General features: G+C 52.4%; 26 protein-coding genes and 1 pseudogene. 8 read left to right on the top strand and 19 right to left on the bottom strand.

Annotation, left to right across the window (positions count from 1 at the left end; genetic code table 11):
- Positions 1-144 precede the first annotated feature (144 nt).
- The 8 genes and pseudogenes from HP435_RS12610 to prsW all read right to left on the bottom strand — a co-directional run bounded on the left by HP435_RS12610 (position 145) and on the right by prsW (position 5,553).
- Positions 145-738, bottom strand: a complete 594-nt coding sequence (locus HP435_RS12610; RefSeq protein ID WP_063226927.1) for a lysophospholipid acyltransferase family protein — start codon at positions 736-738, stop codon at positions 145-147.
- A complete protein-coding gene (cmk, locus tag HP435_RS12605) occupies positions 735-1,406 on the bottom strand; it encodes a (d)CMP kinase (protein WP_063226926.1) in 672 nt (223 codons plus the stop codon). The genes HP435_RS12610 and cmk overlap by 4 nt, the downstream gene beginning before the upstream one ends.
- A gap of 187 nt (positions 1,407-1,593) precedes the next feature.
- On the bottom strand, positions 1,594-1,785 hold the full coding sequence (locus tag HP435_RS12600; RefSeq protein ID WP_229049950.1) for a hypothetical protein: 192 nt from the start codon (positions 1,783-1,785) through the stop codon (positions 1,594-1,596).
- A gap of 17 nt (positions 1,786-1,802) precedes the next feature.
- On the bottom strand, positions 1,803-2,489 hold the full coding sequence (locus HP435_RS12595) for a flagellar brake protein (RefSeq protein WP_122963599.1): 687 nt from the start codon (positions 2,487-2,489) through the stop codon (positions 1,803-1,805).
- 113 nt (positions 2,490-2,602) lie between these two features.
- Positions 2,603-3,970 (bottom strand): germination protein YpeB, encoded by a 1,368-nt coding sequence (gene ypeB, locus HP435_RS12590; protein WP_122963600.1) that lies wholly within the window; start codon positions 3,968-3,970, stop codon positions 2,603-2,605.
- A gap of 35 nt (positions 3,971-4,005) precedes the next feature.
- A pseudogene (locus HP435_RS12585) lies at positions 4,006-4,603 on the bottom strand (cell wall hydrolase).
- Between the two features lie 95 nt (positions 4,604-4,698).
- Complete coding sequence (locus HP435_RS12580) at positions 4,699-4,857, bottom strand: hypothetical protein (protein WP_005831362.1); 159 nt, start codon at positions 4,855-4,857, stop codon at positions 4,699-4,701.
- A gap of 21 nt (positions 4,858-4,878) precedes the next feature.
- Complete coding sequence (gene prsW / locus HP435_RS12575) at positions 4,879-5,553, bottom strand: glutamic-type intramembrane protease PrsW (protein ID WP_063226921.1); 675 nt, start codon at positions 5,551-5,553, stop codon at positions 4,879-4,881.
- Between the two features lie 82 nt (positions 5,554-5,635).
- Here prsW and HP435_RS12570 point away from each other — a divergent pair, with 82 nt between their 5' ends.
- Positions 5,636-6,607 (top strand): asparaginase, encoded by a 972-nt coding sequence (locus HP435_RS12570; RefSeq protein WP_122963602.1) that lies wholly within the window; start codon positions 5,636-5,638, stop codon positions 6,605-6,607.
- A 145-nt stretch (positions 6,608-6,752) separates the two neighbouring features.
- Here HP435_RS12570 and HP435_RS12565 read toward each other — a convergent pair whose 3' ends face one another.
- Positions 6,753-8,042, bottom strand: a complete 1,290-nt coding sequence (locus HP435_RS12565; protein ID WP_063226919.1) for a Glu/Leu/Phe/Val family dehydrogenase — start codon at positions 8,040-8,042, stop codon at positions 6,753-6,755.
- 313 nt (positions 8,043-8,355) lie between these two features.
- On the opposite strand from HP435_RS12565, the gene HP435_RS12560 reads away from it, so the two are divergent.
- Complete coding sequence (locus tag HP435_RS12560) at positions 8,356-9,108, top strand: PIG-L deacetylase family protein (RefSeq protein WP_173598790.1); 753 nt, start codon at positions 8,356-8,358, stop codon at positions 9,106-9,108.
- Positions 9,109-9,188: 80 nt separating this feature from the next.
- Here the strand turns inward: HP435_RS12560 and HP435_RS12555 are convergent, their stop codons facing one another.
- The 7 genes from HP435_RS12555 to HP435_RS12525 all read right to left on the bottom strand — a co-directional run bounded on the left by HP435_RS12555 (position 9,189) and on the right by HP435_RS12525 (position 15,523).
- Positions 9,189-9,788 carry a genetic competence negative regulator gene (locus HP435_RS12555; RefSeq protein ID WP_122963604.1) on the bottom strand — a complete coding sequence of 200 codons (600 nt, stop codon included), beginning with the start codon at positions 9,786-9,788 and terminating at the stop codon, positions 9,189-9,191.
- A gap of 288 nt (positions 9,789-10,076) precedes the next feature.
- Entirely contained in the window at positions 10,077-10,442 is a 366-nt protein-coding gene (locus tag HP435_RS12550) for a hypothetical protein (protein WP_173595800.1), read from the bottom strand.
- Between the two features lie 185 nt (positions 10,443-10,627).
- Positions 10,628-11,539: an NAD(P)/FAD-dependent oxidoreductase gene (locus HP435_RS12545; protein WP_173598789.1), complete on the bottom strand. Its 912-nt coding sequence runs from the start codon at positions 11,537-11,539 to the stop codon at positions 10,628-10,630.
- Between the two features lie 60 nt (positions 11,540-11,599).
- Complete coding sequence (locus HP435_RS12540) at positions 11,600-12,307, bottom strand: LysM peptidoglycan-binding domain-containing protein (RefSeq protein WP_173598788.1); 708 nt, start codon at positions 12,305-12,307, stop codon at positions 11,600-11,602.
- On the bottom strand, positions 12,304-12,885 hold the full coding sequence (locus tag HP435_RS12535; RefSeq protein WP_173598787.1) for a CPBP family intramembrane glutamic endopeptidase: 582 nt from the start codon (positions 12,883-12,885) through the stop codon (positions 12,304-12,306). The genes HP435_RS12540 and HP435_RS12535 overlap by 4 nt, the downstream gene beginning before the upstream one ends.
- A gap of 18 nt (positions 12,886-12,903) precedes the next feature.
- Positions 12,904-14,412: a RecQ family ATP-dependent DNA helicase gene (locus tag HP435_RS12530; protein WP_173598786.1), complete on the bottom strand. Its 1,509-nt coding sequence runs from the start codon at positions 14,410-14,412 to the stop codon at positions 12,904-12,906.
- Complete coding sequence (locus HP435_RS12525; protein WP_173598785.1) at positions 14,405-15,523, bottom strand: YpbB family protein; 1,119 nt, start codon at positions 15,521-15,523, stop codon at positions 14,405-14,407. Before HP435_RS12525 ends, HP435_RS12530 begins: the two co-directional genes overlap by 8 nt.
- A gap of 87 nt (positions 15,524-15,610) precedes the next feature.
- Here HP435_RS12525 and HP435_RS12520 point away from each other — a divergent pair, with 87 nt between their 5' ends.
- The 6 genes from HP435_RS12520 (at position 15,611) to HP435_RS12495 (ending at position 21,955) form a co-directional block, all read left to right on the top strand.
- Positions 15,611-16,528 (top strand): hypothetical protein, encoded by a 918-nt coding sequence (locus HP435_RS12520; RefSeq protein WP_122963611.1) that lies wholly within the window; start codon positions 15,611-15,613, stop codon positions 16,526-16,528.
- A 103-nt stretch (positions 16,529-16,631) separates the two neighbouring features.
- Positions 16,632-16,838: a ferredoxin gene (locus HP435_RS12515; protein WP_031305339.1), complete on the top strand. Its 207-nt coding sequence runs from the start codon at positions 16,632-16,634 to the stop codon at positions 16,836-16,838.
- Between the two features lie 680 nt (positions 16,839-17,518).
- Entirely contained in the window at positions 17,519-18,673 is a 1,155-nt protein-coding gene (locus tag HP435_RS12510; RefSeq protein WP_173595795.1) for a pyridoxal-phosphate-dependent aminotransferase family protein, read from the top strand.
- Positions 18,666-20,249 (top strand): phosphoglycerate dehydrogenase, encoded by a 1,584-nt coding sequence (gene serA / locus HP435_RS12505; protein WP_122963613.1) that lies wholly within the window; start codon positions 18,666-18,668, stop codon positions 20,247-20,249. Before HP435_RS12510 ends, serA begins: the two co-directional genes overlap by 8 nt.
- A gap of 134 nt (positions 20,250-20,383) precedes the next feature.
- Positions 20,384-21,667: an ArsB/NhaD family transporter gene (locus tag HP435_RS12500; protein ID WP_173598784.1), complete on the top strand. Its 1,284-nt coding sequence runs from the start codon at positions 20,384-20,386 to the stop codon at positions 21,665-21,667.
- Positions 21,668-21,679: 12 nt separating this feature from the next.
- The gene (locus HP435_RS12495) at positions 21,680-21,955 is read left to right on the top strand and encodes a hypothetical protein (protein WP_122963615.1); all 276 of its coding nucleotides are present in this window, start codon (positions 21,680-21,682) and stop codon (positions 21,953-21,955) included.
- A gap of 133 nt (positions 21,956-22,088) precedes the next feature.
- Here HP435_RS12495 and HP435_RS12490 read toward each other — a convergent pair whose 3' ends face one another.
- Genes HP435_RS12490 through HP435_RS12480 form a run of 3 tightly spaced genes read right to left on the bottom strand, consistent with a single transcriptional unit; the run spans position 22,089 to position 25,751 of the window.
- Positions 22,089-23,228 carry an HAD family hydrolase gene (locus HP435_RS12490; RefSeq protein WP_173598783.1) on the bottom strand — a complete coding sequence of 380 codons (1,140 nt, stop codon included), beginning with the start codon at positions 23,226-23,228 and terminating at the stop codon, positions 22,089-22,091.
- A gap of 15 nt (positions 23,229-23,243) precedes the next feature.
- Entirely contained in the window at positions 23,244-25,034 is a 1,791-nt protein-coding gene (locus HP435_RS12485; RefSeq protein ID WP_122963617.1) for an ATP-binding protein, read from the bottom strand.
- Positions 25,035-25,751, bottom strand: a complete 717-nt coding sequence (locus tag HP435_RS12480; protein ID WP_012686105.1) for a response regulator transcription factor — start codon at positions 25,749-25,751, stop codon at positions 25,035-25,037.
- Between the last annotated feature and the right edge of the window lie 5 nt (positions 25,752-25,756).

Genomic DNA, 25,756 nt, shown 5'->3' with positions numbered 1-25,756 from the left:
TGTACAGGTTGTAAGCAACCACATTACACGAAGCGGGAGCAAGTATATTTTTTACTGTCGCCCGAAGGCTGGCAGTTAGCACTGACATAGCCAGTAAGTTCCAGCAAATGTAGTATTCGTCCCTTTGTCAATTCTATACCGGACTTAGGGAAGATGCTGGCTCCGCAATTCTTTGATGTGGGTCATGATCAGGTCGCTCGTCTCTTTCAGCACTTCAGCGCTGCTTTTCGCTTCGCGCAGGCTGGCGAGATCAATCGGCTTTCCGTAGACGATCTTGATCGGACGAAAAGCGCGATACGGCCCGACAATCGCCACCGGAATGACCGCGGCTTGCGATTTGAGCGCAAACATCGCTACGCCTGACATCGCTTCTCCCGGTTCACCCGTTTTGCTGCGGGTTCCCTCAGGGAAAATTCCAAAGATTTTTCCATCTTCGAGCAATTTGAGCGTCGTGCGGATTGCCGCCCGATCACCCGCGCCCCTCTTGACGGGAAAAGCGCCGAACTTCGTGATTAGAAAAGATAATACCGGGATTTTAAAAAGCTCTTCCTTGGCCATGAAATGTACCTGTCGTTCAATTCCGGACCCGAGCAAAGGCGGGTCCCAGAGCGAAATGTGGTTGGCACACAAAATCACCGGGCCTTCCTTAGGTATATGTTCACGCCCAATCACTTGCCAACGATAGACAAGCGAAAATATGATGCGGAATATTCCGCGGAATAAACGGTAATAGGTCACTTGGCAGACTCTCCCGTTCGCTCGCAGATTTGCAAGATGTGATCAACCACCTGCTCAATCGACATGCCTGTTGTATCCACCAAAACGGCATCTTCCGCCTGGCGCAACGGTGCCACCTCTCGCTGTGTATCCCGACGATCCCGCTCCTCGATTTCTTTTTCCAGCTCGGCAAGGTCTGTCTCGGTTCCTTTTTCACGCAGTTCTTTCCATCGTCTCTCTGCTCGTTCACGACTGGAAGCTGTCAGAAAAATTTTCACCTCGGCATCAGGCAGGACATGTGTTCCGATATCTCTGCCGTCCATGACCACATTCCCTTGTTCGGCGAGCTGTCTCTGCAGTACCAGCATTTGTTCGCGAACAGGACCGTAGCTCGCTACAATAGAGGCGTACTGGCTGACCTCTGTGGAACGAATCTGATCTGTTACGTCGATGTCATTCCAGAACACGCGTTGGCGACCAGCTTGGCGCACCAGCCCAATCTTGTTGTTTTTCAAAAGCGCAGAAACTGCGGACTCGTCGCTGATCGGAAGCTGCTCGTGGGAAACGCCCCAGGCAAGAGCACGGTACATGGCACCCGTGTCGATATAGACGTATTCCAGTTGCCCTGCCACCTTCTGTGCGACGGTGCTTTTCCCTGCTCCCGCAGGTCCATCAATTGCTATGTTCATTCACTTCTCACCTGCTATGTACAGTAGTTCAGAAAGGGAGTAAAACAAGAAAAGCTTCTGCCCGAAGCCTGTTCCCATTCATGTGGAGAAAAACACACATATGACCGTAAACGGTCTACGAAAACGATCATTGCCGTTTTCTATGTTATCTATAATAGTACCATAGTATGGAAGCATGCGCAAACCTTTAGGGCTTGTCTGACACGCCTTCCAAGCGTTCTGTCTCGATCAGAAAAGCGCGAGCAGGAACGTATTGTATCAGGATTTCCCCGGCTGTCAGCGCGATGGCGCAGGCCACAATTCCAATCATGATGCCTTTCTCTACCCGTCTGGAAAATCGGCGAAAACGCTCGTCGTACTGACTGGTCAATGGGGTCACTTCCTTTTGGCAAAGCGTCAATCCTCGACGCCTTTTTTGCGAAGCTCTAGCTGTCTTTCGTAACACGCCCTAACCACTTTTACCCGATCCTGTTCACTGATATTCGTAAACTTCCCTGATATCCACTGATGCAAGCCCTTCTCTTCCGGCGCCTTTTGTCTGACGACCTCCAGTTCGGCAAATGCATGCTGCACCTGGCCAGTTCGGCTAGGCAGCGATATCCAGACCTGGAGCAAATCCTTTTCCCGCAAACGATAGGACTCGTCGCAGCTGAAAGACAGACCGCCACCGCTGATGTCGATCGTTCGCGCCAAAAAATGATAGCGCCGCATCGGGTCCTGATGCTTTACGGCGATGTCCAGCGTCGTTTCGATACGCAAGTAATTGCGCCGTTGTGTGCGCACAATCTCCTCTTTATTCGGCAATTGCAACAACAGCACCGGGATATGCGCGCTTTCTCTGCCGACGATGGAGGTATGGAACTCATAGCGAGAGCCGTCCTCTCCTACGTACCAGACCAGGCAGCTTGTGCCGGGCCGAAATACTCCGGTTCTTCCCGTGTTTTCACTGGTCGGCAATTCGATAGAAGCTACCTCTTCTGTCAAGTCGGTGACGCGGCTTTTGAAAGCATCCAACTCTGTTTCTTCTTCAGAGGAACCCGTGAAGTGAAGTCGTATGGTTTGTCCTACTCGTGGAAGCATCATATAGCAAATGTTCCTCCTTTTCCCTCTCACCCCCTCATTATATACTCTTTTCTTTCGAATCAGCAAATAGGGAAAGCCGTCAAATTCAGCTTTCCCCTTGCATTTTTCCGCGCTTATTGCTGATTCTCCCGGTCTGTGCCAGTCTCCATTTTCACGACTTCTTCCTCGTCGCCGTTCATGGCGTTGATGTACACCATGTATGAATTTCCTTCAAAGCTGCCCGTCAGCTCCCAGGTCAAAACTTCTTTGCCGTCATTTTTCCCTTCGATCAAAGCCAGCCGCTCGCTGGTGACTTTCACGCTCGGATTTACTTTTTTGCGCGCCTCTTCTTTGGACAGACGCGGCTTGGACAGCAGGCGTTGTTTGTGATTGAACAAGTATTCCGTAGAGTTGAATGCGGTCACTTCTCCGTTGTCCAGCGCGATCTCAATCGTCACGGAATCCGGATAGATGCGCACGCCATCCTGGACGGGCACAAACGTGAACAGCGCATTGCGGTCATAGCTGTCGATCTCGGAAACAACCATATCCCCGAAGCCATGCTTGCGCAAAAACTCTTCGCCTCTCTCTTGCGCTTGCTTCATATCGAGTTTTTCTTCCCCGATCTCACGCTCGTTCATCATCCAGACGACTTTGCCGCCGCGTTTGGTCACATCGAGGTTGATCGCCGCTTTCTGTCCGTTCGGAATGACGCGGACACTGTAAGCTGTGTACGTTTGTCCTTTTCCGTTTTCATCGACTTCCACCTTGGCGTCAGACGCGTTGATGCGCAAAAATTCCAGTGCGCTTTTCTTCGCATCCTCAGCGGTGGCGGGCTTGCCGTCAATTCCCTGGATTCGTTGCTGTTTTTTCTTGTCCAGGCTCTGGATGCCCACTCCCCAGTCCAAATCCGGAAACTCCTGCACTTTTTTCTCGATCGTCTGGAATCCGTCTACGATTGTGTTGTCCGACTTCTTGTCGTCTGACGCGAGCGCCGTCTCTACGTCCATCCAGCGCAGTTGCTTGTCGATGACATTGGCCTGGACGTTGCGAAGCTGGTCCTGAATGTCCTGGGCTTGTTTATGCAAGCTTTTCAAGGTGCCGTACTCCTTGTCGCTAAGCGGCTCCTTGTCCAAATCGCGCACAGCAACCCGGTAAGAGAAATCGGCTACACGCGAAAGCATCTCCTCTGTGTTGCTGAAAGGCATCAACGTAAGCGGAAGCTGGCCCACATCCGATTGGGCTGCGTAGGCAAGTCGCCAAACGTTGGTCAAGGTCGGCGTCATTTGCCGGCGGGAGTTGACGACCAATGACTTGCCCAGTTCGTCATGCAATTTGTCGATATGGTAGGTCAAGTCGTGAAAAGCCCGCTGATACGAGTTTTCCGCTTTGATCAAAACCGAGTTTTTTTCGTTATGCTCCTGGTACCCCCACATCCCCGCGCCCACCAAGGCAACCAAGGCTATGGGTAACAAGACGCGCGCCGTTGCTCCATATACCATCCCTTGCCACTCCTTCTATTCTGATTGAAAAGCCTTTACCTGCAAAAAATATGCTTCCCGATTTTTTTGACTTGCGGCCTGCTCCAAATCCATTTGGACGTCGCTGTTACCGGGTTGAAGTAGTAGGTGCAGCCTCCCGATGGGTCCCACCCGTTCAATGCATTTTTGACAGCCTTGCGCGCACTCTCGTTCGGGGCCAGCCAGATTTGCCCGTCCGCCACTGCCGTGAATGCTCGCGGCTCAAAAATGACAGCCGATGGCGTATCGGGAAAGGACGGGCTTTTGACGCGGTTTAAAATGACGGCAGCAATCGCCACCTGGCCTTCAAACGGTTCTCCTCTGGCCTCTCCGTACACGGCATTCGCCATCAGCTTGAGGTCGTTCTCCGATATCCGCGAAGGATGAAAGCTCGCTTTGGACTTTGTCTGGCTTTGCTTTGCCGGTGCTGCCATCTGTGTCCCGCGTGCGGCCACCGCGCTGTTTTCATTGGAGAAAATCTCGTACCCGCAAAAGCCTGCCACCACGAACAAGATCAGCACACCTGCGATCCAGATTTTTTGCACGGCATAAGTCCTCCTTGGCATGAATTGAAATCTTTGCATAGTGTTAGTGGAGGAAGAATGGATTATGCATGAAAATGCGAGAGGAATCGCCAATCCAGAGGCTTCCAGCACAAAAAGACCGATACGCTTGGCATCGGTCTTTTTGTCTGGCTTGCTATTTGTTTTTTACGATTCGTCAATGCGAAAATGCTGGTCGTTGTCGCACAGGCATTGCTTGAATCCCGTTTCCACTTGCCCGCCTGGTTCCCTGCGACCGCGGAGGGTAAATTTTTCTCCACATACATTGCATTGAATGGTCACTTTTGCTCGTTCGGATTTCAGCACGTCTCGTCTCCTCCTTAACGTCTATTGTGGACGCGAAGAAAGATTTTTAGAACCGTATTCATGAGCGCGCTGCACCTTTTTCAAGCCTTGCCACCAAAGAATCAGCATGAACGGCACGATGACTACCAGCCAGTTTTGGATCGAAAGAAAAATGGCGTTGTACAAAGCGTGAAGTCCAATCGGCAGGACGATGGACAGCCAGAGAAACGTTTTTTCCTGCTTGCTGTTTTGCGAGAACTTGGCCCGCCCCAAATAATAGCCCATCCATACAGCGAAAAGCGCGTGGCTGGAGACAGGCAAAAAGGCGCGCCAGAAGGCAATATTCATCCCGTTGATGATCAAATAAAACAAGTTTTCCAAAGTGGCAAAACCGAGCGACACGGCGACTGCATACACAATTCCATCGTAAGGCTCATCAAATTCCACATGCTTGTAGACTGTGAAAAAGATGACCATCCATTTGAAAAACTCTTCTACTACAGCGGACTGGATGATTTCCGCGACAATTCCGCTCCGCCAGTTCCATTCATTCTGCATGATGTACTGGAGTACCATAATCGGAATCACCAGCAGCATCCCAAAGATAAACGACCGGATAACCATGGAAATCGGTTCCGGTTCGAGACTGTCACGCAGGTAAAAATAACTCATGATGGCGATACCGGGGGCAATTGCCGCGCCGATCATTGCGATCATCTTTTATTGCTCCTTTACACAAGGCTGTTATTCATCGTACCATGAATAATGGTTGATGAAAACCCGCTACAGGAGAGAGATCATGACAAAAAAAATATTGGTAGTCAATACTGGTGGCACGATCGCCATGTCCGTAGATGACACAGAAGGCGTCAAACCGCTGGATGACCAAGCTGTAAACAAAATCCTTCCTTTTTTAGAGCGTTACGCGGACGTCACCATGAAAAACGTACTGAATTTGCCAAGCCCGCACATGACTCCCAAGATCATGAACGACTTGCGTCTGCAAATCGAAGAAGAATTTCGCCAGGAGCAGTATGATGGGGTCGTCATCACGCACGGAACCGATACATTGGAAGAGACAGCGTATTTCCTTGACCTGACGCTTTCCGTCAATGTTCCGATCGTTGTTACCGGGGCTATGCGCAGCAGCAACGAGCTTGGCGCTGACGGTCCGGTCAATCTGATTTCCTCCGTTCGCGCTGCCGCTGATCCAGCCAGTCTGAACAAAGGCGTGATTGTCGTGTTCAACGATGAAATCCACGCCGCTTGCCATGTGACGAAAACCCATACGAGCAACGTCGCCACATTCCAATCGCCGCAATACGGCCCGATCGGAACAATCGCGAAAAAAAGCGTGCAGTATCATCACGCTCCATTGGATCGCGAGCATTACAACATCACCCACGCCGATGCGAATGTGCCGCTGATCAAGGCCGTTGCCGGCATGGAGCCAGCTTGGCTGCAATTTTTGCTGGAGCAACCGATTGACGGATTGGTCATCGAAGCATTCGGTCTCGGCAATCTGCCGCCAGCGATCATCCCGACGCTGCAGCAACTGCTGGATCGCGGAATCCCGATCGTTCTCGTGTCCCGCTGCTACAATGGACAAGTTCAGGACATTTACGACTACGAAGGCGGCGGCCGCAAGCTGAAAGAAATGGGCATTATTTTCTCTAACGGTCTGAATGGTCAAAAAGCTCGCCTCAAGCTGATCGTCACCTTGCAGACGACGCGCGACTTCCAGGAACTGCAAAAGTTGTTTGATCAATAAAAATGAAATGAACAAACCCCCTCTTTGCTTCGACAAGGAGGGGGTTTTCATTGCTTTTCCGCTTTTGTTCAACCAAAAAACAAAGGCTTCGCCCACATGAGGCGAAGCCTGTTTCTTCTCAATATATGGAGGGTCGTTTGTTTGATTAAACCCAGCCGCGGAAGCGAGAAGCTTCTGCCATTTTGCGTGCACCGACCATGTAAGCGGAAAGGCGCATGTCCACACGGCGCGTTTGCGACAGGGAATAAACACTTTCAAACGAGCGAACCATTACTTTTTCCAATTTCTCTTCTACTTCTTCTTCGCTCCAGTAGTAACCTTGGTTGTTCTGTACCCACTCGAAGTAAGAAACGGTTACACCACCAGCACTTGCCAGTACGTCTGGTACAAGCAGAATGCCGCGCTCAGTCAAAATCTTGGTTGCTTCGAGTGTAGTCGGGCCGTTAGCCGCTTCTACGACGATTTGCGCCTTGATGTTGTGAGCGTTTGCAGCAGTGATTTGGTTTTCGATAGCCGCTGGTACGAGAATGTCGCAATCCAGTTCAAGCAGCTCTTTGTTCGTGATGGTGTTGTTGAACAACTTCGTTACGGTACCGAAGGAATCGCGACGATCGAGCAAATAGTCGATATCCAAACCGTTTGGATCATGCAGAGCGCCGTAAGCATCGGAGATACCTACTACTTTTGCTCCTGCATCGTGCATGAATTTCGCCAGGTAGCTGCCAGCGTTACCAAAACCTTGAACGACAACGCGTGCACCTTTTACATCGATGTTGCGGCGTTTTGCTGCTTCGCGAATGCAAATGGTAACCCCTTTGGCTGTTGCTGTTTCACGTCCATGCGAACCACCAAGTGCAATCGGTTTACCGGTAATGAAACCAGGCGAGTCAAATTCACGGATACGGCTATATTCGTCCATCATCCATGCCATGATTTGCGAGTTCGTGAAGACGTCCGGAGCCGGAATGTCTTTCGTTGGACCCACAAGTTGGCTGATTGCGCGAACGTAACCGCGGCTCAGTCTTTCCAGTTCACGGAAGGACATTTCACGCGGGTCGCAAATGATACCGCCTTTACCACCGCCATATGGCAGGTCGACGATACCGGCTTTGAGGCTCATCCAGATAGAAAGTGCTTTAACTTCATCCTCAGTAACTTCCGGGTGGAAACGAATGCCCCCCTTGGTCGGACCAACTGCATCGTTGTGCTGAGCACGATAGCCCGTAAACACCTTTACTTCGCCGTTATCCATGCGAACCGGAATGCGTACGGTCAAAACGCGTAGCGGCTCCTTCAAGAGTTCAAACATCGATTCTTGGTAACCTAGTTTATCCAGTGCTTCCTTGATCACCGTTTGAGTCGAGTGCAGCAAGTTCAATGTTTCTTGCTTTTCTTTCCCTTCGGTGCTTTCGGTTACCACGTCTTGATTACCCATTACTTACCACCTCAAAAATGTTATCGGTCAATGCAGCCTTTAGTATACACGCTTGTATCAGGTATGAGAAGCGAAAAAAAGTTTTTTTTCCATTTCGAAAACGTTTTCTTCTGTTTGCCTGCATATAAATACAACTATTTACCAGCCGCTTGTATCAGCAAACGAATGGCCCGGACGCGGCTTCCTGTCCCTAAAAACGCACACTGCTTGGTCGTTGTAGTGTTCCCAAAGTGCACACTTTCATTACCGAACCCATCGATTTATGTCATAATGGAAACAGTAATTCTGGAAGTTTATTCATGGAGGCGTTTTTATGAAAAAAAATAACATTTTGTTCGTTTACGCTCATCCAGACGACGAAACCTTCGCGTCCGGCATCACGATTTCCAAATACACCCAGAAAAACAAGGCCGAGTGCCACTTGCTTTGCGCCACCAGAGGCCAAGCTGGCAAGCCAGGCGATCCCCCGCTTTGCTCCATCGAACAATTGCCCGCATACCGCGAGCAGGAATTGCGAGAGGCTGCTTCCCTTCTCGGACTTGCGAGCGTGGAGCTGTGGGATTATCAGGATAAGCTGTTGAATACAGTGCCCGTCGACGAGCTGGTCAAGCGCATTCATCAAGCGATCGAGGTATTGCAGCCTGCTGTCCTCGTTACGTTTGCCCCGCATGGCATCTCGGGACACCCGGACCATCAGGCGATTTCCCAAGCCACAACCAAGGCTGTCCAGACGTTGGGTGCTGAGACGAGCGTGCGCAAGCTCTACTACGCGACACGCCCTTCCAATGGACCGTTCGGAGCGATCGAGCCGCCGTTTTCCGATCCGATCGAGAACATTACTACCATCATCAACGCTCCCGAGTACAAACCGCAAGTGGCAGCCGCCCTGCGTGCGCACAAAACGCAGCACCTCTCGGTAGAGCGCGTCTTCCCGGGTGTTCCTTCCGGCGGATTTGACGCGGTTCCGCCAAGCAACCACTACATTTTGGCCTGGCACAATCTGCCTAGCTATTCCGTTTCCGCTGACAAAAAAGAAGCCGACTTGTTCGAGGGCATGGGCGTCTGAAAATAATCGAGACAGCAAAAGCACCTAGTGGCCACTAGGTGCTGTTTATTCTCCCAGGCACTTCACCATTTCATTGCGTCTCACGTGAAATGTCTGCATATTTCCTTGACAGCATCGTCGGCAACGACAACCTTGCCATATTCTTCCAGGACATAAATCGTTGTCGGCGTCGCTTCCCCGTACTCAGAGAGAATCGCAATCAATTTGTGGTATCGCTCCTGATCCAATTCCACCTCTTCTAACACCAGATGATATTTCCCCTGGTAGAAGTAGGCCGCCCCTCCATTGGTCAGCAAAGCATTGATACGGTGGGCAGCTTCAACCATATGCTCAAAGTCACGGAAGGCGTAAATGATTAGATCGCTTTCCTCTAGGGTGACTTCTAATTCATATACTTCCTCGTCCTCGAATTCTTCTTCTTTTCCGTCCTTTGAGCCTGTTTTGCCGCGAGTAACGATCACGACCATACCCTGAGCTGGCAAGGCGAACACTTCAACTGCAACAGGCCCTGACACTTCAAACCCTAACTCGTGATAAGCCTGCTCCATCATGTCGTTGAACAGTTCATGAACTTTAGGAATGTCACGCCACATGTCTTCTTTTTCTATCCCGCGCTCTGTTAGGTCGTCAAACGTTAAAAAGATTCGTATTTTGTCTTGACCAAGGCGTTCAACACGCATGACTGTCCCTCCTCGCCATCCAGTCGTACTACAAAATATGATGCTGAGCCTGTAAGAGTTCTCCGCATTTTCCGACGAATGCCTGCGCTGCATTCAACCATTTTTTTCGCATTTGGGAAAATCCGGGGTAGTCCTATCATATCACATTTAGTAGCGGGAACATAGCCACCTGACACTCTACGCGGCTCTTCGTGCACTTTCGCACACACGTGTCGATTCGGACGTTTGAAAAGCAAACTTTGTAGCAGCCTGTCATTTCCTGCGCTTTCCCAGGAAAAGCTGCTCGCGTTATCGCCATCCAATCATGAGCGCGACTGTGGCCGCCAGGAAGGTGGGAACGGGCATTTTGACAAATTGGATCAGCAGGACAAAAAAGGAGAAGAAGCATAACGGTCCATGGAGCCAGCCCGTTTGCAGCATGCGGCCGTACAGGTACTGGCTGATGTGAAAATGCAACAGCCCGAACAGCAAGGCAGTAGCTCCGATGAACAGGAGCGCAGACAGAATGATCTCCACAGGCGAAAACAGAAACATCGACACCCAATCCCCGATTCGCTCTGCATGCAAATGTTTCGCAGGAAAAACCTGCTGGGCAGCACTTCCCAATAGCCATGCCAGAAGTCCGACAAACAAGCTCCTCCCCATGACCAGCATGATTTTTCGAAGCCTCCCGATTTTTATCTTCCCCCCATATATATTGAATCCCGCTCGTTCGGGTTCCGGGCGCGCCTAGTCCGAACAGAAAAAAAACGCCGCATGCTTGGGCGTTTGTTCTCGCGCAATCCTTTTTCGCTCTCCTGTTGCCCCTTCGCTTTGCCGTTTGTCTTTCTGCGTCCGCTTCACGCCTTGTTTTCCTGTTCGCGCAGCCGCTTGTGAATCCAGATAGCAGCCTGCGCGCCGTCTCCCATGGCGATTGCAACTTGCTGGGAGTGGCAAGCGATGTCCCCGACTGCCCAAACGTTGGGATGATCCGTCTCCTTTGTGCGCGGGTTCGTTCTTACGTGGCCTTTTTCATCAATATGTACAGAAAAGGCTTGCAACAGTCCGGTCTTGGCCGTCGCACCAGGAAAGGCCAAAAACGCCCGTGACACAGCCAGCTTTTCGCCGGAAGCAAGCTGCACAGTTTGCAGAAGGCCATCGGCTTGCACCAACTGTTCGACCCGCGCTTCATGGTAGGCGATCTTCAAACGGTTGAGGATGGCATGCTCCTGGTCGCTGACCGCGCTGCCCCCATGGTTGATCACGAGCAGACTGCGCGTGTAATACGACAGCTCCTCGGCCATCTGGACAGCGTGCTTGCCATCGCCGATGACCGCTGTTGTTTGCTCGACACATTCATAGCCGTCACAATCCGGGCAAATGAATACCGATAGCCCAAGACAGTCGCGCAGCTCGGCAATTGCCGGGAAAGGATCGGCCATTCCCGTTGCCATGACCAGCGTTTTCGCCCGCAGTTTATTGGCCTGACCCTTGACTGTCACGAAAAACTCTCCATTCGCAGCAACTGAAAGGTCCGTAACCTCATCCACGATGAACTCGGCACCAAACCGGGCCGCGTGCTTTTGCCCTTCCTGACGAAAAAAATCGCCACTGACCCCTTCGGAAAATCCGAGGATGTTCCGGTAGGCTTTGGCGACTGCTGATCGTCCTCCCGGCGCATCGATCACGACCACGCGCCGCAAGCTTCTGGCGAGCTGAATTGCCGTCTGGAGTCCTGCAATTCCGCCGCCTACAATGATGGTATCGTACATCGCAAGTCCCCCACTGCTCCAACGGTTTGCCATTAGCATAACCGCTGCGCTCCGAAACCATTACGGAGCGAGCGGGACAAGCACGACTTTTCCTTCTACAAGCTGTGCCTGCGTATGAAAGCCGTTATATCTGGCGATGCGCGAAACGTTGGAATTGTTGCCGAAGTACTTGCGAGACAACATGAACAGCGTCTCGCCTTTTTGCACGACATGCTTGACGACTCGCGGTTTTTGCGCCGTCTCTGCCGGCTTCTGCACAGGAGTTGCCGTCGCGGGCGCCGCTGGTGGCTTGGCTTGCGTCTGAACGGGCTTGTTTTCCTTTTTGGGAGTGGTTGCCGGAGTGCTGCTCGCGACTGGAGTGACCGGAGCAGGGGTGGCAGAAACGCCCGAAGTTGGCTCCACAGGAGCAGAAGCAGGCTTGCTGGTCGCTTCCTCTGTCCCTTTTTGCTCGGCTGCTGCTGATGTCTCGGCAGGCGTAGCCGGAAGAACAACCGAAGTCGGTTCGCTCTCTGATGTAGTTGGAGTGCTTTCCGCCTTCGCCACCGTCTCGTCGCTCTCGCTAACCGCTTGTGTCTCTACGGCTTCCGTGTTTCCTTCTGTGCTGCGGGCAACGTTCGCTTTATACAGTTCAAAGCCAATCAATCCGAAAAACAAAATCCCGAATACGAAGAGTCCTGATTTGACCCATGTTTTAAACCGTACCGACGACGTTTTTGTCCGATTATGCCGGGAGCGTCGAGGCGGCAATTGGTTCATTTCCAGATTCACTCTTCCTCCCCCTTTGCCTTTTTGAGTGTCCTTTGCAAATAAAACGCCAGCGAAACATCAATGACAATATGGGCGACAATCGGCGGCCATAAAGACATTTGCTGCTCCATCAGCATCCCCAACAGCCAGCTAGTGCCAAATACGCTTACGATCAGGAGCGGCTTTTTCAAATAGCGCACATGCACGAGCGTAAAAAGAAAGCTCGTCCAGCCATTTCCGGCAAACGGTTGGATCACACCGCGAAACAGCCACTCCTCAGCAAATCCGACGATCACACAGATCATGACGGTCATGCCCGGAGACATGGCTCCAAAAATCTTCTCGTTCAAGCTGCCATCGTCCTGCCAGCGCTTGGGTAAAAAAATCTCCATGACCAGGTTAAGCACAACGATGCCTACTGCTACACAGCACGCAATCCCTATTCCCGGCCAGCCTTGAAAGCTGAACAGGCCGAGCGTGCCTTTCCATCCGTGGACCCAGAAGCTGCTTATCGCCGCTGCTGCCAAGACCAATCCTTGCGTCAGCCACAGATTCATGCGCAGCGTGGCTTCATCCACCTCTAGCCCACTTTCTTTCACTTGCGTAATCTCTCCTTCTTATTTTTTCGGCAAAAGCATGTCCAACGCCTGCCGCAAGTTCCAACTGTTTTGTACTTCTCTTTGCAAAAGCGCTGTCTGTCTGCCTTCGTAGCTTTCCCGCTGCAAGCCGCAGCGCGAGCAACAAAAGCGGGTAAAGCCGAGGTCGGATTCCCCGAAGTATTGATTCAAATGCTTGCGCAGACAACGATCCGTCAGTACGTACGATCTCATTTCAGCCAACTTTTTCTGTTTGACCGCTTTGCGTTTTTCCGTCTCCTGCCAAATGTCCTGCACAGGATTCGCCATTTCCGTCGTCGTGCTCACCTGCGCCTTGACCAGTGCTCTTTCGGTATAAAACGTGAGCATCGCTGCCATTTCCTCGGACATGTCAATCGAAGCCAGTGCTTTTGGATCGGGAGGCGCTCCCGCACCGTAAAGTTGGCAAAACTGCTGAATCTGCGCGGGTGTGGGATATTCTTTGTCCAGCATGTACTGATGAAGGTGGATATCGTCCTGGGAGTAAAGCAGCATCGCATAGCCAGGCTGGCCATCCCGCCCGATCCTGCCGATTTCCTGCGAATACGCCTCCAAGCTGGCGGGCAGCTGGTAGTGAATGACATAGCGGATGTCCGGCTTGTCAATGCCCATGCCAAAAGCGTTCGTGGCGATGATGACATCCAGCTCTCCCGCCAGAAACTGCGTCTGGATCAGCATTCGCTCCATGCTGTTCATGCCGCCGTGATAGCCGTCTACGTGCCGTTTTCCTTCGAGCTGGTAAGCTGCCACGAGCACCTCTACCGCCTGGCGCGTGCTGCAATAGACGATCCCCGGCCCCGCAAGCTGGTCAATCAGATCAAAGGTCAGCTGGCGGCGCTCGCTCTCGCCGCCGACTTCCGCCAAATCGTAGGCAATGTTGGCGCGATTGAGCGTTTGCACCACCACATTTTCCCGGTCAATGCCAAACAGGGAGCAAATTTCCTCACGTACCGCAGTGGTAGCTGTCGCGGTCACCGCCAAAACGGGAGGATTCCCCAGTTGTTTGACCGTATCAGGCAAGCGCAAGTAGTCCGTGCGAAAATCATGGCCCCACGCCGAGATGCAGTGGGCTTCATCGATGGCAAAAAGGGAGACAGTGGCGCGTTTGAGCGCTTGCTGGACATACGGCTGTTGCAGCTTTTCCGGCGAGATATACAACAGCTTGCACTGGCCGGACGCGATCTTTTGCAGCACTTCCCGCGCTTCTGCCGCTTCCTGTGTGCTGTTCAGATAGGCAGCCGGAATTTTTCTTTTCGTTCGCAGCTGCTGCACCTGATCGACCATCAGCGAGATCAACGGGGAAACGACCACCGTGATACCCGGCAACAACAACGCGGGAAGCTGATAGGTCACCGATTTTCCGCCGCCCGTTGCCATCAGGCCAAGCACGCTTTTTCCCGCCAGCACCCTCTTTATGATCGACTCTTGACCGGGTCGAAATTCCCCGTAGCCAAAATGCTGTTTCAACTGCTGCTGCCATTCGTTATTCATTCGACTCCTCCTGCCTGCGGGCCAAAGCCAGCCGGATTTGCAAGTAACTGACAGTCGGGCCGACACGATCCTTGATGAGTCTGAGTCTGCTCGTTTGCAGCTGCTCGCTGGCGGCCATAATCGCCGCGCGCGTTTCCGAAGACAAGTAATCCGCATCGTCCCACTCCGGGCAGCGCAAGGCGATCTCCACCAAATGATCCTCGACGGTGCTCTCTTTCACTTGTCTTTGCGCAGCAATCTCTGCTTTGTGTATTCCGCGCTGGACCAAAGCATACGTGCGGGCCGCGCTGTCGCTCAGCCGTGGATCGAGCTTGTTTTCCTGGACGACGAGCCGTGAAAGCAGGGGAAATGCCTGCTTCTCCTCGCTCAGTCGCAAAATGGAGGCAGCCAGCCCGTACCGAAACAGCAGCGTGAGATACACTTTGGACGATTGCTTTTGCTTCGCCAGCTGTCCGAGCGTCTTCCCCACTTGCGAGACGCCAGATAGCTGAGCGACCAACAATTCCTGCACTTGCGGCTGCAACGGCTCCCACAGGCGGAAAAGCTCCTCTGACAGCCCCGCTTCCCATGCTTCCCGCAACCTCGCTGGCCCGACTTGTTCTTTTACCCACTGCTGGACGGACTTGTCCATCACGACCGGCACGAATCCAAGATCTTTTCCAAGCAATTGCGATACAGTTTGCACAAGCAAGTGCAGCCGCTGCCAGAACGATTCGATGCGGGCTGCCAAATCAAAGCGGGTAAACGGCGCGAACCAGACAGCAAAACCGTACTTCTCATAAGCATGCTCGGCAAACTGACGTCCGTTCGCCGTGACCAAAAACGTCGGTTTGGGACTTGGTCCCTCCCCTTCGCACGGTTGCAAATAGTCGTTTTGAAACAAAGTTGCAACAATTTTATCCCAATCCTCTTTTGAAAAACCCGGAAACATCCGATAATACGGATAAAGGTTGTACAAATGCACATCCTGAAGAGTCTGGTTTGCTTTTCTGCCGCGAAGGATGTAGTAAGCTGCCTGAAGCGTTCTTTCGTTCGCCAGAGGAAGCATCGCATTCAGAGCGACAGCGCATAAAAGCTCTCGTTCCTCTGCCACACTGTTTTGACTGTTCATGTGTACTCCTTGCTATTGTTCTTTTATTCTTTTTGCGGCCCTAACGACTGCACACTTTTCACTGGATTGGATTTGGAGGATTTCTTTATGACAAAACGATTGAAAAAGTCAGAATTTATGATGGCGTACATGATCATCATAACACTTGCATGTACCGTTGGTGGATTTTTTTTCGGCGCACATTATATGAAGACATCCATTGAGGCCGAGCAAGCGGCAGCTATGGAAGCCAAACAAAAAGAAGCCGAAAAGGAAAAGATGCTGCGTGAACAAAAGCTTTACAGTGAACAGGACTTCATCCGGTTTTATTATGCGGTTTACGCTCCCGTGCTTGAACTGAAGCAGGCGCATTTCGAAACGATGGCGAACTGGGGCAGCCTCGATCAAAAAGCGCGCACGGATGCGCTCAAGCAATTGGAGAAACAAGCCGATCAGACGATCAAAGACCTGGACAAAACCGTGCCGCTCCCGACCTCCCCACTGCTGGCACAGGCCCACACGCAATTTACGAACAGTGTACGGGCTTATTTGGATAGTATGGAGAATATCCGATCCGCTCAGAATAGTAATGCCTCAACGCCTGCCGTCATCGCTTCCGGCTTGACGCTTGCCCAAAACAGCTGGCTGACGGCCCAAGAAATGGTCTACCATTCGGTTGCTGCCTGGGAATCGGCCTACGTCGAGAAAAAGCCGATGCCAAAAGCAGCGCCTGCGACCGTTTCTGTGGAACAGTGGAAGCAGTATCCGTTCCACTACCGGACCTATCTGGCTGCTTTGTTTATGTCGGCGAACAAACAATGGGGCAGCTACAATCCGGAAGACTTGACCGCGCGTCTGGATCTGCTCCTGGCCTCTACTGAGTCGCAAACGCTGGGAATCAAGGACGTGGCCGCGGCAGTGAAGGTTTTGAACGCCACAGATGCTGTCCATGCTGGTGATTTCAAAAAGTTGAATGGCAAGCTTTATTCTGTCCTAAGTACCCCTGAAATTCCGCTTTACAAGTAGTCGTACATTTTTAGACTGATTCAATCTTGAAATCTTGTGAACAAGAGCATACAATGGTCTATGATAGTGGACGTACCACTTCGCAACGGGAGGTGAAACCACGATGACTACATGGGTAGATAAAGACACTTGTATTGCTTGCGGTGCTTGTGGCGCCACGGCTCCTGACGTCTTTGATTACGACGACGAGGGCCTTGCGTTCAACAAGTTGGATGACAACGCAAACAGCGTTGAAATCCCGGATATCCTTCAAGACGACGTTCGCGACGCTGCAGAAGGATGCCCGACCGATTCTATCAAAGTGGAATAGTATTCCAGCAACCAAACCTCTTACGTACTTTGTATGTAAGAGGTTTTTCAGTTTTTTTCCACTACTCCGCCATTCTGAACGGACAGTCGGCATTTTCCCGTTTCTTATTTTTTGATTTTTCGGTAAGATAAAATCATGCAGAAAAACCGAACATTCTCGCGCGTTTTTCCCATTTTTTGTGAGACTAATATCCTAACGTTCGGTTTTAGGTTGTTTTTGCCCATTAAATACACTCCAATCAACTAATATTCACGAACGATAAATCTATTTTTCTTGGTATCGTTCATTTTTTCTTGTTTTTCTGCTTGACGCTGTCATTTTGCCGTGATATCTTAAGTACAAATCTTAGGAAACACCACATCACCAACAGCGATGACGAAGAAATGCTGTGCCAAAGAAATCCTCAGAGAGCCGATGAATTGCTGCGAATCGGCGGTTTCTTCCACAGATAAGCACTTCTGAGCTGCTGCGTCGAACAGGCGATGAAGTCGTCACAAGTAGGCGCGAACGGTAGATCCGTTATCTCTACAGGTCACGTACCTGCCAAGGCTCTTTTTTGAGAAAAGAAGAGCGAATGAGGGTGGCACCGCGAAGCAAGCCTCTCGTCCCTCACTGTTCTGTAATAGGAGCAGTGTGAGAACGGGAGGTTTTTTTATTGATTTATTTAGGAGGAGAGAGACATGTTCACTGACAAATTGATTTTGCGCATTCCAGGCCCTACCCCCATCCCCCCTCGCGTGCAGTTGGCGATGAGCCAGCCGATGATTGGACACCGCAGCGGCAAATTCTCTGCTCTGTTCGCACGCACGGCGGAAAGACTGAAACCTTATTTCGGCACGACCCAAGACGTGTACATCCTCGCAGGCAGCGGAACCAGCGCGCTGGAGACAGGCGTGGTCAACACGCTGCAACCCGGAGATGAAGCTGCCGTGCTCATCAGCGGCGCTTTCGGCGAACGCTTTGCGAAAATATGCGAGCGTTACGGCGTGGTTGCCCATCGCCTGGAAGTACCTTGGGGCGAAGCGGTTACACCGGAGCTGGTCGAAGCTTTTCTCAAAGAAAAGCCGCAAGTAAAAGCTGTTTTCGCAACGTACTGTGAGACTTCTACCGGGGTGCAAAATCCGATTGCCGAGCTGGCGAAAACGATCCGCACTCATTCCGATGCCCTGTTTATCGTAGATGCAGTCAGCTGCCTGGGCGCAGTGGCTTGCGAAATGGATGCCTGGGGCGTCGACATCGTCGTAACGGGCTCGCAAAAAGCGTTCATGCTGCCGACAGGTCTCGCCTTCCTCGCTGCAAGCGAACGAGCCTGGAAAGTCATTGAGGCAAACAAGCCGCTCGCTTTCTACCTCGATCTGAAAGCGTACCGGAAAAGCCTCGCCGATCAGACAACACCGTACACTCCGGCCGTTTCCCTGATTTTTGGTCTGGCCGAGGTACTCGATATACTCGATGAGGAAGGGCTGCCTGCGATCATCAAGCGCCACGAGCTGATGCGCGACATGACCCGCGCTGCCATGCGCGCACTGAACGTCAACCTGATGGCCGAAGACGCCTATGCCGCTGCCACCGTCACCTCCTGCGACCCACAGGGCGCTTTTGACGCGGAGGCGCTGCGCAAAGTATTGACGAAGCAGTACAACATCACCATCGCTGGCGGACAACAGCACATGAAGGGGAAAATTTTCCGCATCGGACACATGGGCTACTGCGAACCGCTCGACGTTCTGCAAGTGATCTCTGCCATTGAAATGTCGCTTCACCAAATCGGTGCCCCAGTCGAGCTGGGTGCCGGTGTCAAAGCTGCCCAGGAGGTGCTCATCGCACATGTATAAAGTTCTGATTACTGACCCACTTAGCGAATTTGGTATTCAACAATTGCTGGACGCCGAGGACGTGGAAGTCGTCCGCAAAACCAGCCTCTCCCCTGCCGAGCTTTTGGAAATCATCGGCGATTACGATGCTTTGCTCGTCCGCAGCCAGACACAAGTGACAGCGGAAGTTCTCCAGGCCGGAAAAAATTTGAAGGCGGTAGGACGCGCCGGAGTCGGCGTAGACAACATCGATATCGCAGCAGCTACGCAAGCGGGTATTCCGGTCATCAATGCCCCGGACGGCAATACGATTTCTACGGCGGAGCATTCCTTTGCCATGCTGATGGCGGTCGCCCGCAACATCCCGCAAGCACACAAAAAACTCGTGGACGGAACATGGGATCGCAAAAGCTTCCAAGGGGTCGAGCTGAACAAAAAAGTGCTCGGCGTAGTCGGAATGGGCCGGATCGGTTCTGAAGTTGCCAAGCGCGCCAAAGCATTCGGCATGAGCGTCATGGGCTTCGACCCGTTCATGACCGAGGAACGCGCGCAAAAAATGGGCGTCATCCACGCCACTGTCGATGACATTTGCCGTCAAGCTGATTTCATCACGGTGCATACCCCATTGACAAAAGAAACCCGCCACATCATCAGCACGCGCGAATTTGCCAAAATGAAAGAAGGCGTCCGCCTGATCAACTGCGCACGCGGCGGGATCATCGACGAAAAGGCGCTGTACGAAGCGATCACAAGCGGCAAAGTTGCCGGAGCCGCCCTGGACGTGTTTGAGGAAGAGCCGCCAGTAGACAACCCGCTCGTAGGTTTGCCGCAAGTCGTTACCACTCCTCACCTGGGAGCATCGACAGTCGAAGCCCAAGAAAACGTGGCGGTCGATGTGTCCGAAGAAATTTTGAAGGTGCTGCGCGGCGAGCCGTTCAAAAACGCGGTGAACTTGCCGTCCATCCCTGCGCACGTCATGGAAAAGGTGCAACCGTACTTCCAACTGGGCGAAAAGCTGGGGCATTTCCTCGCACAAGTCACGGTTGGCTCGATCTCCGAGGTCGCGATCAAGTACAGCGGCGAGCTGACCGATGTGGATACTTCGCCGCTGACCCGCACCGTCTTGAAAGGCGTTTTGTCCTTCCGTCTGGGCGAGGTTGCGAACTACGTGAATGCACCGCTTCTGGCAAAAGTCCGGGACATCACCGTTACGGAGCAAAAAACGGCGCAAAACAAAGGCTTTACCAACCTGCTGACCGTCAGCCTGAAAACGACGCAGGAAACTCGCACCGTTGCTGGTACGCGCCTCAACGGATACGGCGCGCGCATCGTCAAAATCGACGACTTTGCAATCGACGTGGCTCCAGAAGGCTACTTGCTCTACATTCACCACAACGACCGCCCTGGTGTAATCGGACGCGTCGGTTCCATTTTGGGCGAAAACAGCGTGAATATCGCAACGATGCAAGTGGGCCGCCGCGACATTGGCGGAGATGCGATTATGATGCTCTCCGTTGACAAGCCGCTTACGCCTGAGCTGCTCGATACGATGGGCGAGCTGGCTGAAGTGAAAAGCGTTACGCAAATCGAACTGTAGACAGGGGCCCTCCCCTTTTGCTTCTGATCGCCAAAAAGACCTGGCTATTCATCTGCCGGGTCTTTTCCTTTACCCTTATTTTTGTTAGCGCTATAATGGGACGAGATGATTTTACACCAAGAAAGGAGTTTCTTATGACGAACCAGGCGTTGTTCGCCATCGGCATCTTTTTAGTTACCTACGCATTTATTATCAGCGAAAAATTGCACAGGACGATCGTCGCCATATGCGGCGGGATTTTGATGGTTCTGTTTGGCATCGTCTCGCAGGAGCAAGCGATACATCACATTGATTTCAACACGTTGGGCCTGTTGATCGGGATGATGATCCTCGTGACGGTGACGGCTAAAACCGGGGTGTTCAAATACGTGGCGATTCGCGCCGCCAAGCTGGCAAAAGGCAAGCCCGTTCGCATCCTCGTGTACTTGAGCATCATCACGGCTGTTGCTTCCGCCTTTTTGGACAACGTGACAACCGTGCTGCTGATCGTTCCGGTTACTTTCAGCATCGCCAGACAGCTGGAACTGAATCCGATCCCGTTTTTGATCAGCGAAATTATCGCATCGAACGCGGGTGGTACAGCGACATTGATTGGTGACCCGCCCAATATCATGATCGGCAGTTCGGTTCCAGAACTGGATTTCATGGCGTTTCTCGTCAATTTAAGCCCGGTCATTGTCATCATCATGGCGCTGACGATCTTGTGTCTCGTGTTCATTTATCGCAAGCAACTACATACGTCGCCTGAGTTGAGTGCGCGAATCATGCAGCTCAATGAGCGCGACGAAATCACGGATTCGGTCTTGCTGAAAAAATCGCTGACGGTAATGGCTCTGACGATTGTCGGCTTCATGCTGCACGGCGCGCTCCATCTCGAATCGGCCACGATTGCGCTCACTGGCGCTTTCCTGCTTCTCCTCATCACCGGAGAGCATTACTTGGAGGAAGCGATCAGCAAAGTGGAGTGGAATACGATCTTCTTTTTCATCGGCTTGTTTGTCCTCGTGTCGGGGCTGGTGGAAACAGGCGTGATTGCCAAGCTGGCGAGTCAGGCGATCCAGCTGACAGGCGGCGATTCGTTGAAGACCTCCCTGCTGATTTTGTGGATGAGCGCCATTGCCTCCGCTTTTGTCGACAACATCCCGTTTGTCGCCACGATGATCCCGATGATCAAAGAAATGGGCGCTTTGGGCATCACCAACCTGGAGCCGCTTTGGTGGAGCCTTGCTCTCGGCGCCTGCCTCGGTGGAAACGGAACGCTCATCGGAGCCAGCGCCAACGTCATCGTCGCAGGGCTGGCAGCCAAGGAAGGCCATCACATCGGCTTTGTCAGCTTCATGAAGGTGGCTTTCCCGCTGATGATCATGTCGATCGTCGTCTCGCATTTGTACGTCTACTTGCGCTATTTTATTTGGTGAGGAGGGCTATGCTTGCTCCAATACACATTTGATGAAAAAATGATCAGTATTCAGGAACGTGCCTCGCAGCAGGATACGACTTATGTCATCGAAGTAAAATCGGAAGAAATGCGAGCGCGGCTAAAGCAGGTTCGCCAGTTTTTCGATGAGAACCGCGATTATACCGATGTCATGTTTTACTCGCGGGAGGACGGCACTTATGAAGCTATCGTTCGTGAGGATATGAAAAACGCGTTTCTCATCCACGCCTTCCGCTTTCAATGCCTAACATCGTTGCGCTGGGCTTGATTCCTGAGCAATGGCAAAAAGACTCCACCGGGATGAAGTACGGTGGAGTCTTTTTCTATGGGAACCTTTTGGATGATTGTTGAGAGAGCAATGTTACAACTTGCTTACGCCAAACCGTCTCAGCCATCCTTATTTACTTTTCGTTCAAGACCGTCAGCAGATCGCGAATGTCATCCAAAATGTAGTCGGCCTTTTCTTCCGCAAACTTGCTGCGCGCCTTTTGACCAGACAATCCCGTCAGCGTGGCGGCGAACTGGCAGCCCATGGAGCGCGCCGCCAGCAGATCGGCCAGGGAATCTCCCACTACCAATACTTCCTCTCCATTCTCGATCGGCAGAGGATGACGAAGCACATCGCTATGCGGCGTCTCCAGACCGAGCAAGCCTTTTACGTACGAAAAAGGATGCGGCTTGGACAAGGGCACATAGTCGGGGTGTGCCTCTTCTGCTTCGAGAACATGCGAGGCTGTCACAACCCGATTCGGATCAAACCATTCCAGCAGGTTCATCGCCCGCAGCGGGACATGCGTCTCAATCGTCGGACGCCCCGTGCCAATTCCCAATGTGTACCCGCGCTCATTCAACACGCGGAACAGCTCCGCCATCTCTGTCGGGGGAACAATGGGAATCTCGTCGGTCAAAAAACCTTTCTTGCCTGGCTGCATCGTCTCACGGCCAATGGAAGCCGCTACGCGCTCATCGCCAAGGTACCATTCTTGAAACGTTTCCTGCACTAGCTGCCACAGCACGCAGTTAGCCGAAAACTTGTCCGTCTCGACCCCGCAGCGCTCTTTTGCCAATTGATTCACATACAGCAGCAAATCCGCCTTTTGCGCTGAGCTTTTGGCGAAATCAGGGAGAATTGCTGCGTAATCGACTGCAAAATCAGGAGTGTAGTCGTTTGCCCACTGCCGCAGACGGGCAAGCTCTTGCCGTCCAAGCTCGTCAGCAAGCAAACTTGCCGCTTCCGGCACATGCGGCACAAGCCTTTCGATCAATCGGACCAACTGGTAGGAAACAGCGAGAAAGACCATATCCCAGTTTGAGTTGATGCCACGAGATTTGATGAAGTTCAGCACTTCATCCTGCACAAACACTTGCTCGCGAACGCGTCGGATAACCGCTTCCGCTGGCGCCGGATGAAACGACTCGCCTTGCAAACCGGCATACTGCGGGCTGAACAAAAGCTCCCAAACCGTGAGAGCGGAAGCATCGAAATAGCGTTCTTCGCTGAGCATAACCCCATCCACATCAAACAAGATCGTTTTGATCATTTTCTCTCTACACTCCTATTTATTTTTCGCCTGCAACGCCAAGGCAATCGTAAATGTCGTGCCCTCTCCCAATTTGCTTTGCACGCCAATCGTACCTCCGTGTGCCTCGACGATGTTTCTCGCAATCGCCAAGCCCAGACCTGTGCCGCCGACTCGCCCGCGCGTACGCGCCTTGTCGGCTTTGTAAAACCGCTCGAACACAAACGGCAAGTCCTCTTGCGGGATGCCGCTGCCCGTATCGCTGACCTCGATCAGCAATGTCTTGTCTCCGCGAGCGCGAATCGTGACACTGCCGCCGCTTGGCGTGTGTCTGAGCGCGTTGTCGATCAGGTTGGTAAGCACCTGCTCCATCCGATCCGGATCGATATTCACATCGGTGTGTGTCGTCGTTACTTCCAGCAACAGCGTAATTCCGCGTTCCCGGGCCAACCCGGTAAACTTGCGGTGGATTCGCTCCATGTACGGGCGCAGCTCCAACACTTCCTGGAACAGCTCCACGTGTCCCGCTTCCATCCGCGCCAGACTGAGCAGCTCGTTGACCAGCTTCGTCATGCGCACGGACTCGTCGTAAATGATCTGCGCCAGCTCTTTGTGCTCTTCAGGCGACGTTGCAATATCGTCGACGATCGCTTCGCTGTAGCCTTGCAGCATCGACAGCGGTGTGCGCAGCTCGTGCGAGACATTGGCGACAAAGTCGTTGCGCATTTTGTCCAGCTTGCGCTCCTGGGTAATGTCGCGCAGCACCGCAACGGCCCCGCGGATTTGTTCCCGGTCATTCAGCGGCACCATCACCAACGCCCAAATGCGCCCTTGGACAGGAATGTCCTCGATGACCTCCTGCCCTGTCTGCACCACCTGCTGGTAAAACGTAAACAACGGCACAGGCTCGTCCTGGTGTTCATATTCCCAGTCCCGCAAAAAGCGTTCGGCTGGCGGATTCGTCACCGCAACCTTTCCGTTCGCGTCGATCATGACAACCCCGTCCACCATCGAGCGCAATACGCTTGCCAACTGTTCCTTTTCTTTGGACAAGGCATCGACCAGCTGGTTCAGCTTGCTCGCCATCGTATTGAACGATGCGGCCAGCTCACCTGTCTCATCCGCGGTTTTAATCGGAACTTCCGCATGGAAATCGCCTTCCGCGATCCGATGGGCCGTCTCTTTCATTTGCCGCAGCGGAATCGTAATCCGCGACGACAGGAAGAAAGCAAACACGGTGGTAGCAACGAAGGCGATAACTCCGACGACAAAAATTAAAAATCTCACTTCGTTTACGGTATCATCAAAGTCTTCGATGGCCTGGTACATCACGACCGCCCCTTGCTTGCCAGGGCTTTCCTCAAGCGGGACGGCGACTGCGAGCATTTGCACGCTGCTCATGTGATCGTTCGGGTTGTTCGAGGCCACCTGCAAATAAATGCGTTGCGGAGCGGGATGCTTGCCAGCCAATGCATCAGCCAGGTGTAAAGTCTGGTCTTTCAACAGTTGCTCAACCGGAATGTTCGGCAGGCCCGTTCCTTCGCTTTTGCCAATCACCTGGCCTTGGTCGTTCAAGACCAGCATTCCGGTATGGTGAACGAGACTAAACGTCGAAGCCATCTCCAGCGCCCCGCGCTTGTCGGTACTGGCCGCCAGTCCTGTCGACAGCCCTTCCGCCAACTCTTGCAGATTTTTCGTCTGGCGGTTGCTGTAGAAGCTGTCAAAAGACTGCACCAGCAACAGGCTAAATATCGTCAAAACGAGTGCAAACAAAGCAATAATCGTCATCCATAGCTTTCCGACAACGCTGCGAAAAATAACGTCCACTTATTTCGGCACCTCAAGCTTGTAGCCGACTCCCCAGACAGTGGCGATCATGTTGGCCGCTTGCGGAGAAACCCGGTTCAATTTTTCGCGCAGACGCTTGATGTGCGTATCCACCGTGCGCAAATCACCGAAAAATTCGTAGTGCCACACGTCTTTGAGCAGTTCTTCGCGCGTGAACACTTTGTCCGGCGACAGAGCGAGATAGTGCAACAGCTCGTACTCTTTCGGCGTCAGGCTGACTTCCTGTCCGCTCGCAATGACTTTGTGCGCGTCGTGATCAATCGTCAGTTCAGGGAAGACGAGCACAGAATGGCTGTTGAACGTCTCCGTCTTGAGGTAGGCGGTAGCCGAGGAACGACGTAAAATCGCCTTTACCCGATACATGACCTCTCGCGGGCTGAACGGTTTGACCACGTAGTCATCCACGCCTGCTTCAAAGCCATGGACGCGGTTTGTCTCTTCGCCTTTTGCCGTCAGCATGATGATCGGAGTCGCCTTGAACTCGCGCACGCGCTGGCATACCTCAATCCCGTCCATCCCGGGAAGCATCAAGTCGAGCAAAATAATATCGTAATCGCTGCCAACAGCCATTTCTACTGCTTGCTCGCCGTTGTCAGCCTCGTCAATCAGAAAGTTCTCTCTTTCCAGATACATTTTAAGCAAGCGGCGGATGCGCTCCTCATCGTCTACTACCAAAATTCGTGCCATTTTTTCCATTCAAA

This window comes from Brevibacillus sp. HD3.3A (assembly GCF_013284375.2).
In the GTDB taxonomy this organism is placed as follows: Bacteria; Bacillota; Bacilli; order Brevibacillales; family Brevibacillaceae; genus Brevibacillus; species Brevibacillus parabrevis.
This window is presented reverse-complemented; position numbering and strand designations above follow the sequence as displayed.

Coding starts and splice junctions, on each gene's coding strand:
- cmk (WP_063226926.1), bottom strand. CDS start 1,406: ATGAACATAGCAATTGATGGACCTGCGGGAGCAGGGAAAAGCACCGTC.
- HP435_RS12595 (WP_122963599.1), bottom strand. CDS start 2,489: ATGATGCTTCCACGAGTAGGACAAACCATACGACTTCACTTCACGGGT.
- ypeB (WP_122963600.1), bottom strand. CDS start 3,970: ATGGTATATGGAGCAACGGCGCGCGTCTTGTTACCCATAGCCTTGGTT.
- prsW (WP_063226921.1), bottom strand. CDS start 5,553: ATGATCGCAATGATCGGCGCGGCAATTGCCCCCGGTATCGCCATCATG.
- HP435_RS12570 (WP_122963602.1), top strand. CDS start 5,636: ATGACAAAAAAAATATTGGTAGTCAATACTGGTGGCACGATCGCCATG.
- HP435_RS12565 (WP_063226919.1), bottom strand. CDS start 8,042: ATGGGTAATCAAGACGTGGTAACCGAAAGCACCGAAGGGAAAGAAAAG.
- HP435_RS12560 (WP_173598790.1), top strand. CDS start 8,356: ATGAAAAAAAATAACATTTTGTTCGTTTACGCTCATCCAGACGACGAA.
- HP435_RS12555 (WP_122963604.1), bottom strand. CDS start 9,788: ATGCGTGTTGAACGCCTTGGTCAAGACAAAATACGAATCTTTTTAACG.
- HP435_RS12550 (WP_173595800.1), bottom strand. CDS start 10,442: ATGCTGGTCATGGGGAGGAGCTTGTTTGTCGGACTTCTGGCATGGCTA.
- HP435_RS12545 (WP_173598789.1), bottom strand. CDS start 11,539: ATGTACGATACCATCATTGTAGGCGGCGGAATTGCAGGACTCCAGACG.
- HP435_RS12530 (WP_173598786.1), bottom strand. CDS start 14,412: ATGAATAACGAATGGCAGCAGCAGTTGAAACAGCATTTTGGCTACGGG.
- HP435_RS12525 (WP_173598785.1), bottom strand. CDS start 15,523: ATGAACAGTCAAAACAGTGTGGCAGAGGAACGAGAGCTTTTATGCGCT.
- HP435_RS12520 (WP_122963611.1), top strand. CDS start 15,611: ATGACAAAACGATTGAAAAAGTCAGAATTTATGATGGCGTACATGATC.
- HP435_RS12515 (WP_031305339.1), top strand. CDS start 16,632: ATGACTACATGGGTAGATAAAGACACTTGTATTGCTTGCGGTGCTTGT.
- HP435_RS12510 (WP_173595795.1), top strand. CDS start 17,519: ATGTTCACTGACAAATTGATTTTGCGCATTCCAGGCCCTACCCCCATC.
- serA (WP_122963613.1), top strand. CDS start 18,666: ATGTATAAAGTTCTGATTACTGACCCACTTAGCGAATTTGGTATTCAA.
- HP435_RS12500 (WP_173598784.1), top strand. CDS start 20,384: ATGACGAACCAGGCGTTGTTCGCCATCGGCATCTTTTTAGTTACCTAC.
- HP435_RS12490 (WP_173598783.1), bottom strand. CDS start 23,228: ATGATCAAAACGATCTTGTTTGATGTGGATGGGGTTATGCTCAGCGAA.
- HP435_RS12480 (WP_012686105.1), bottom strand. CDS start 25,751: ATGGAAAAAATGGCACGAATTTTGGTAGTAGACGATGAGGAGCGCATC.